This window comes from Chitinophaga sp. (assembly GCF_036569125.1).
Lineage (GTDB): Bacteria > Bacteroidota > Bacteroidia > Chitinophagales > Chitinophagaceae > Chitinophaga.
This window is the reverse complement of sequence record NZ_DATCRF010000451.1, coordinates 1-8,538: the sequence shown is the minus strand read 5'-3', so window position 1 is coordinate 8,538 and position 8,538 is coordinate 1. Positions and strand designations below refer to the sequence as shown.

At 47.7% G+C, this 8,538-nt stretch carries 6 protein-coding genes; 2 read left to right on the top strand and 4 right to left on the bottom strand.

Annotated elements, in window-relative coordinates; genetic code table 11:
• From VIM87_RS16885 to VIM87_RS16870, 4 genes are all read right to left on the bottom strand, one after another.
• On the bottom strand, window positions 1-1,509 hold a 1,509-nt coding region (locus VIM87_RS16885; protein WP_331998128.1), incomplete at its 3' end, for a SusD/RagB family nutrient-binding outer membrane lipoprotein.
• A 25-nt stretch (window positions 1,510-1,534) separates the two neighbouring features.
• Complete coding sequence (locus tag VIM87_RS16880) at window positions 1,535-4,897, bottom strand: SusC/RagA family TonB-linked outer membrane protein (protein WP_331998127.1); 3,363 nt, start codon at window positions 4,895-4,897, stop codon at window positions 1,535-1,537.
• A gap of 158 nt (window positions 4,898-5,055) precedes the next feature.
• Window positions 5,056-6,096: a FecR family protein gene (locus VIM87_RS16875; RefSeq protein ID WP_331998126.1), complete on the bottom strand. Its 1,041-nt coding sequence runs from the start codon at window positions 6,094-6,096 to the stop codon at window positions 5,056-5,058.
• A gap of 45 nt (window positions 6,097-6,141) precedes the next feature.
• Window positions 6,142-6,762 carry an RNA polymerase sigma factor gene (locus VIM87_RS16870; protein ID WP_089907893.1) on the bottom strand — a complete coding sequence of 207 codons (621 nt, stop codon included), beginning with the start codon at window positions 6,760-6,762 and terminating at the stop codon, window positions 6,142-6,144.
• A 73-nt stretch (window positions 6,763-6,835) separates the two neighbouring features.
• On the opposite strand from VIM87_RS16870, the gene VIM87_RS16865 reads away from it, so the two are divergent.
• Together VIM87_RS16865 and VIM87_RS16860 are read left to right on the top strand one after the other, a co-directional pair.
• Window positions 6,836-7,621: an SDR family oxidoreductase gene (locus VIM87_RS16865; RefSeq protein WP_331998125.1), complete on the top strand. Its 786-nt coding sequence runs from the start codon at window positions 6,836-6,838 to the stop codon at window positions 7,619-7,621.
• 320 nt (window positions 7,622-7,941) lie between these two features.
• The coding region (locus VIM87_RS16860) for a phytanoyl-CoA dioxygenase family protein (protein ID WP_331998124.1) at window positions 7,942-8,538 on the top strand (597 nt) is incomplete at its 3' end.

The window sequence follows — 8,538 nt, the reverse complement described above, 5'->3', positions numbered from 1 at the left end:
CTGTACGGCTGTGAGGAAGTTGGCGCTGTTCACACTTTCTTCAGAAGGCGGGTAAATAAGGCGGCGCGGTATAACACCGCCGGTATTATTACCCGGTACATTCACAGGCGTTAATACGGGGTACCCGGTACGGCGCCAGTTAGACCATACTTCCTGCTCATCCAGGAACAGGGCTATCCACATTTGTGTATGGATCTGGTTCATCTTTTGCTCCAGGGCAGCACCGCTGTTGAAAGGATGCGCGGCTATATAAGCTGCGATCTTTTCTGTGCTGATAACACCACCTGCGCCAAACAGGCTCCAGTTGGTCATTGCAGAAGTAATACCGGCTACATAGGCAGCAGCAGCGTCGCCGGAATACCAGCCGCGGGAAGCCGCTTCCGCCAGCAACAGGTTCACTTCTGCAGCGCTCATTACAATGTAAGGGGCCGACTTTTGTAAAATAGTGGCCGGGTTAGGTTCTGAGTACCGGTAAAATGAATCCGGCTTGCCCAGGATGCCATTGGGCATACCTCTTTGTATGGCCGTAGTGGTATCTGCCTTCTTATTCACATATACGATGGATAATACCGGCAGGCGAGGATCATTGTTAGTGCGCATGAAATCAATGAATGTTCTGGCATACTTACCACCTTCGGTATTCAGGTTACCATCCGCAGCAGCAAAGTTATTGGCCAGCATATCAAATGAAGCCGGGTTCTGGTTGTAGTTCTGCGGGCCATCTGCATACTTCATATATGCCCGGTCAGCATCGGTAGTGATCACACCACCGGCTATGGCTTTCTGCACCCAGGTTTGAGCCATGCCGGCATCCCTTTTGGTTAAGCGCATGCCTAAACGCAGCATTAAAGAGTAGCCGAATTTCTTCCATTTTCCAACATTGCCGTTGTAGATGAAATCACCGGCGCCAAAGCTGGCGCTGCCTTCTACCATTGCAGCAGTGGCTTCATCCAGCTCCTTCAGCATATCGGCATAAATAGCAGACTGCTGATCATATACCGGTGTAAAATCATTGTCGGTATATCCTTTCACTGCAGCGGAATAAGGCACATCGCCAAACAGATCCGTCATGCGATGCATAATATATACGCGCCATATGCGGGAAATAGACAGTTTGTTCACATTACCGGTGGCATCCGCATTCAGAGTATTGATCACCGTTGCAATTTCATTTACCGCACCGGGGTAAGTGTTCTCGAAAAAAGTATAAGGATAGCTACCCTGCTGCCAGTAATACTTATCTCCCAGTCCCGGCACATCCTTATAGGTAGCAAAGTGCTGCATGGCGCCACCGGCGCACACTACGCTGGTGGAATAGTAGGTGGTAGTAGTGGTACCATATCCGCCGCTGATACCATCCATCAAAGCCTTGCTGAACATATATTCAGGCAGCGCTGTGGGGGAGGCATCCGGATTTACGTTCATTTCCTCAAATCCTTTATCACAGGCCTGTAATGCAAACACACCCATTACAGCAACATAGATCAGTTTATTTATTCTCCTTAACATATCTCTTGGTGTAAAGTGTGAAGAATTAGAATTTCACCATCAGGTTAAAACCATAGCTCCGGGTCCTGGGTACTGCAAAGGCTTCAAAGCCCTGTGCATTACCGCTGGTATAGCTGGATTCAGGATCAAAATTGTCTGTTTTCTTATAGATGGTCCACAGGTTACGTGCTACGAAAGACACATCCACAGACTGCATTTTCAGCTTCCAGATATGATCCAGTGGCACCTGGTAGCTTAATATTACCTGGCGCAGCTTTACAAAGCTGCCATCCTGAATAAAGTGATCAGTGAAATTCTTCCAGTTATCATAATACTGGCGCAGGTTAGCTACCGGTATGGTATGCGGGTAAGGATTGCCGTTCTGGTCTACCCCATCCAGCTGTAAACCTTCATCCCTGCCGGGAAGTGTTTGCTTGTGCAGGCCAAAACGGGTGCCATATACATCCATGGTAGAAAACACCTTGTTACCGAACTTACCATCCACCAGGAATTCCAGCGACATACGTTTGTAGTTGAACGTATTGGTAATACCCATGGTCAGCGGCGGCACGCCTTTACCCAGCTCCATCAGGTCGCTCTTTACCTCGTACCCGTTAGAGCCGTAGATCTTTTGTCCTTTTTCATTCACCGCCATTTTATACCCTTTGATAATACCATAAGGGCTGCCTACGGTATTGTGTACAAAGGCCCATCCACCCACACTGCTGGCCATTTGTATGGTGTTCAATCCTTCGGCCAGCTTCACTACCTCACTTTTATTATAGGCCACGTTGTAGCTTACATTCCAGGAAAAATCCTTGCCTTTTACGGGAGTGCCGGTCAGTAACAGCTCAACACCCTTGTTATCCAGCTCGCCCACATTCAGCAGCGCATCATTATAACCGGACGCGCGGGAGATAGCGGTACGTACAATATCATTTGTTGTTTTACGGTCGTAGAATGTAAGGTCAATGCCTAAACGGTTGTTCAGGAACTGCGCTTCCAAACCTGCCTCATAGGTGGTAGAGGTAAGTGGTTTCAGCGATGAATTGGTTACCAGGTTTACGTTGTTGGAGGTGGTAACCTGCTGTACCGGCTGGCCCAGGTGGCCGCCCTGTACACTGGTATAGGTTTGGTTCAGGATGTAAGGATCCGGTGTGGCGCCGCCCACCTGCGCCCAGGAAGCGCGGATCTTGGCAAAGTTTACGAAAGAAGGCAGGTTCACGGCATCAGACAATATAAAGCTGGTACCAATGGCCGGGTAAAAAATGCTGTTGTTGGCAGGGCTTAAAGTAGAGAACCAGTCGTTACGGCCGGTCAGGGTCAGGAAGATGATGGACTTGTAATCCAGGTCTACTGATCCGAACACGGAGTTGGTAGCGGTACGGTTACGTATAGGCTTTGTAGTTACGGTTGACAGGTTGGTGTAGCTGTAAAAGAAAGGTATTACAAACTGCGCACCGTCAATATCTGTTTCATCACTGCTGTATTTACGCTTGTTGCCGCCTGCCAGCACATTCAACCCAAAGTTGCGGATCTTGGCATTGTAGTTTAAGGTAAGCATGGCGTTGGTTTCTGCTACAGATACCCTTTTGCCGCTGTAAATACCGCTGCCGGCTGTTCCCTGGGAGTATACGGTACCCGTAGGGATAATACCTACGAAATCATAGTTAAAGAAATCGCGGCTTACATTTCCCTTCACGAACAGGTTGGGCAAAATGTCGTAGCGGATGCTGGCCTGACCTATAAAACGGTTCTTGGTATCGTTATTCTTAAACCGGTTAATTACAAAGTAAGAGTTGGAAGCATAGGGCGTTTCATTCCACTGTGTTTCACGGCCGGTTGAATCATAACCGGGGGCCAGGGAGCGGATGTCTACCGTATTAGCGACCATATACACGGCCCAGTTAGGATTACCAGGTGCATCACCGGCGCTGGGCCTGTTCTTGGCGTTTTCCACGTTATACTGCGCTACAGCTTCAATGCTGATCTTTTTACCCAGGAAGGCGTTCACGTTCAGGTTAGCGATCTTCTTATTAATGGAAGAATTAGGTAAAATGCTTTTGCTGTCGGTATTGGATAAAGAGAAACGGTAGTTGATAGCCTCTGTGCCGCCGTTAAATGCCAGTGTATTAATGAAGGTAGTACCGGTGTTATAGAAGTTCCTGATATTATTTTTTTGCGGAGAATAAGGATGCTGCTTACCATCAAACGCGGTATATAGCTGGCCATCCATGGGAGCACCAAATGAATGGCGCCCCCAGTCAATGGCCTGCTGCTGCGTCGCCGGTTTCATTCTTCCATTTCCCTGGCCATATTCATATTGCCAGTCCGGAACAACGGAAGGGGTTTCCAGTGTCAGTGTGGTGTTATAGTCAACCCCTATACCTTTTCTTGCGCGACCTTTCTTTGTAGTAATCAGGATAACACCGTTGGCTGCACGGGAACCGTATAGCGCAGCGGCTGGTCCCCCTTTCAATACGCTCATGGTTTCTATATCATCCGGGTTAATGCCGCCAATACCATCGCCCCTGTCCACGTTCAAACCACCGTCGCCGGTAGTTGGGCTGCCGCCGGGTGTGGTATTGTCTATAGGCATACCGTTGACCACATATAATGGTTGGTTATCGCCATTCAGTGAACCGTTGCCGCGTATGATCACGCGGCTGGAGCTACCCGGGCCGCTGGCCAGGCTGGTAGCGTTCACCCCTGCTACCTTACCGCTCAAAGCATTGGCTACGTTAATTTCCCGCGCACGGGTAAATTCACTGCCGTTCACTTCTGTTACCGCAAAAGGAATAGCTTTCTTTTCTTTTCGTATACCCAATGCCGTTACCACCACTTCGGAGAGTGATTTATTGGAATCCTGCATGGCAACCGTGATAGTGGCGGTAGGGTCTGAAACCGTAACCTCCTGCTGCGCAAATCCTATGGAGGATATGATGAGCACCAGGGTAGCGCCTTTCTGGTTCTCCTTTAAGGTAAGCACAAAGTTGCCCTCACCATCTGCCATGGTAGCGGTGGAAGGATCGCCTTTCACATAAATGGTAGCGCCGGGTATGGCGCCGCTGTCTTTGGCAGACACAATGCGGCCCTTTATCTTATCTGCCCGCATGTAAAGGCTCACCATGTTATATATGCTATCGGTGGCGCTTACCGCATTAAAGATGGAAAATTGTTTGTTGTTAATACGTTTGTATTCGAGATGCTGATCTGACAGCAATTGTTTCAGTGCGGCTTCCGGATCCATTTTATCTGTTTTGTCCAGCAGCGCTGCAGGAATGGTCTTTCCATCCAGCAGGCCTTCACGGTATGCAATACGGATATTGTGGAATTTCCGGAGACGGTCCAGCCCTTCTTTTAGAGAAATGGTAGCCCGGTTGGTACCTCCTCCCTGGGAAGAGGACATGTGAAACTGAGTAGATTGTCTGGATGCATACACTTTACCTATTTGTGTTTGTGCAATTACAGGAGTTCCCATACCAAACATGAGGGCATAGCAGAGTAGCCCCAAAAAGAGATTTTGGTCTGTTCGTTGCATGTCTTTTTTTTTAGCAGATATTCCCGCTATCTACCTAAATAAAACACCAGATGTTTTTCTGAAGATTTGTTCACTTTTACATTTAACGTGGTAGAGATAACAGTCAGGAGCTCGTCCACATTGGCTACATTGATCTCTCCTTCGATCTTCATGCGCCGTATGCTGTCGCTCTTAGTTTCAACAGTATAGCCATAGTTATCCTGGAGCGTTTCAATAATATCCTCCAGTGCGGCATCGGTAAAGATTATTTCCTTTCTGGTCCAGTCCTTTAGCTTTTCTGGCCTTTCTAGCTTTTGGTTGCGCAGCAGCGATTCGCCGCCGTATTCTACGTAGTCACCCGGTAACATCACAATAGCCGGCCTATTGGTTTTATCCTGGTAATCTACTTTTATTTTACCTGTTACGAGTCCGATATTAGTTTTTCCGTGGCGGCTCTTCACATTAAAGGAAGTGCCTAATACTTCTATTGTCAGGCCTTTGCTATGTACAAGAAATCTTTCGTATGGGCGAATGTGCCCTGCATCTTTATTAATATGTGCTACATCAAAAAAAGCTTCACCCTCTATCCACACTTCACGCGGTGCGCTGGTATCCCATTGACGGGCATAGTGCAGGCTTGAGTTGGCGTTTAAGATTACTACGGAGTTATCCGGTAAGGTTATCGTACGTTTCTCTCCGTATTCTGTATCTACTACCTGTTTACGGTAAGTGTTCAGCAACAGCATGCCGGTGGCTATAATTACCAGCATAGCAGCGGCTACTTTCATCCAGGGGCGCAGCCATTTTACCTTGGCAGGAGCTGCCGGCTGCTCCTGTATGGTTTGCGTGATCTGCTGCCAGAGCTGCGCTTTGCGGTCAGCAGCGGTTACCACCTCCTGCGTACGGTAGGTTTGTATGAACTGCAATGCCTGCCGGAAGTTATCCGCCTGCTGTGGATACACGATTGTAAAAGAACTCCAGAACGTTTCGGTTTCAGCATCTGTTGCTGCACCGGTTGCCCATTTGACAAAAACATCATCATCCAGGAAATCCTGTAAAGTATATGTTATGTATTTGTCGCTATACATGTAATTAATGGGCGGTTTATTACTATTAGACAAAAAGAGAGAAAATTATCCCTCCGTTTTCAGGAAATTTTTAAAAAATATTTCTCCCTGCAGTAAAAGGCTGCACAGCAGGGCAAAAGAGCGCTTGTTTAAAATTTGCTGCAGGCTGTCCAGCGCCTTATATAATAACTTATAGGCCGAATTTGTGCTGATGCCCATAATATCCGCTATCTCATCATAAGAAGCGCCCTCATAAAAACGGAGGAAAACTATTTCCTGCTGCCGGTCTGAGAGCTGGCTTACCATAGCAGCTACCTGCATCCGCAGCTCCTGTTCTTCTACCTTATGGGTTTGCTCCTGTTTAAAGGTTACGTGAAAACCGTTGCTGCTGGCGGCGCCATCCAGGTTCACCACTTTTGCCTGGGATTGTATGCGCCTGAATAATAAGGTGCGCAGGGATTTGTAGAGGTAATTTTTTACAGAGGCAGGCATACCCAGGTTCTGGCGGCTGGTCCATAGCTGCACAAACAGATCGTGGATGGCATCCTGCACCAGGTCCGCATCTGCAGTGAACTTAGCTCCATAGTTGTTTAACGGCGTGTAAAAAGCTTCGTACAGTGAAGTATAAGCACTCCAATCGCCCTGTTTAAACGCGTTCCACCATATTAAATGGTTTTCACCTTGCATGCACCGGCTGTTAGATTTTAGTATTAAAAAAGGAGGATGGGTTAATAATACAAAAAAAATCTAAATTAACACCATGTCTTCATACGCACTTATTACAGGCGCCAGCAGGGGAATAGGCCGTTCACTGGCGCAGCAGCTGGCCCAAAAGCAATATAACCTGTTACTGGTATCCCGCTCTGAGAGCGAGCTGCAGGCATTAGCAGCTACCCTGGCCGGCCAGTATAAGGTAAGCGTTCATTACCTGGCTGCAGACCTTTCCGCAGCGGGGGCCGCACGGCAGGTATATGAGTGGTGCATACAACATAAGTGGGACATCAGCCTGCTGATCAACAATGCAGGCTATGGCATCTGGGGATATTTTGATGAGCTATCCCTGGATGAGCAGCATAACATGCTGCAGCTGAACATGCAGGCGCCGGTAGAATTAACATATTATATGATCCCCCTGCTAAAACAACACCCGCAGGCTTATATATTGAACGTAAGCAGCACCGCCGCTTACCAGGCCGTACCCGGCATGACGCTGTACGCGGCCTCCAAATCCTTTATGTTGGGCTTTACCCGGGGATTACGGCATGAGCTGAAACGTACCCACATCAGTGTAAGCTGCCTGTGCCCCGGACCGGTGAACACTAATTTCCTGGAACGGGCAGGCATGCAGGATATTAAAACGATTAAAGCGGCTGCCGAAAAATATGGAATGCACCCGGATGAGGTAGCGAAGATTGCCCTGAAAGGTCTGTTTGCAAAGAAAGCAGAGATCATACCCGGTGCGCTGAATGTAATATCGGCCATTGGTACACGGCTGCTGCCAAAGGCGCTGATAGAGCGGATTGCGGCGGGACTTTATAAAGAATAATTAATAATGAATAATTAATAATCGTAAGGCCAGTACTGTGCGTAATAACAGTGTTGCGATTATTAATTATTCATTTTTAATTATTAATTTTTTGCGTTTCCGGATTAATCCCTATCTTTAGTCTACAAAATTAGTAGACAAATAAAAATACTCATGCCGTTCGTACCCAACAACCGCTTTCTTACCTTCTGTGCCAGGATCCACTGCAGCACGGGTTGTTGTTGTTGCTAATCTCCTTTTATAATAATTAACCTCCTTACGCCGGCGCCTATACGCACCGGATGCAGCAACCTGTCTTTTACATTTAAACGATCATTATCATGAACAACCAATATCCCGTATTCACATTAAACGGCACACTTACCGACGAACAACAGGCTTTTTTTGCCGCCAATGGTTTTATACATTTTAAGCAATTCCTCTCCCCTGCTGATGTGCAGGACATTATAAATGCAGCAGATGCCGTACAGCAAAAATGGATCAGCGAAGGTGTAGAGAAAGTGAATGGCGTACCTATTAAATATGGTAAGGACCTGAACGGCCAGCCCATTGTACAACGTTTTGCTTTTATTAACCAGCACTCCTCCGTATTAGCAGACCTGCTGCGCGATCCGCGCTTAAACGCCCTGCTGGACCTGATTGGCCCCGGCGCCCGCATAGGCGCTGATGAAAAAGACGGTATGGTGTTCAATCATTACGTAAACGGACCTTTGAGCAAATTCACAAAGCTGGGCTGGCATACCGATGGCTTGCGTGACCTGTTTTACGGCACCCGCCTGAATCCTATGCTGAATGTAGGCATTCACCTGAGCACCCAGCAACGGGAAAACGGCGGCCTGCGTATTATACCGGGCACGCATCATCAAAACCTTTTCAACTTCCTTTTCCGTAAGCTTTATTTCCTGGATCATAGCACG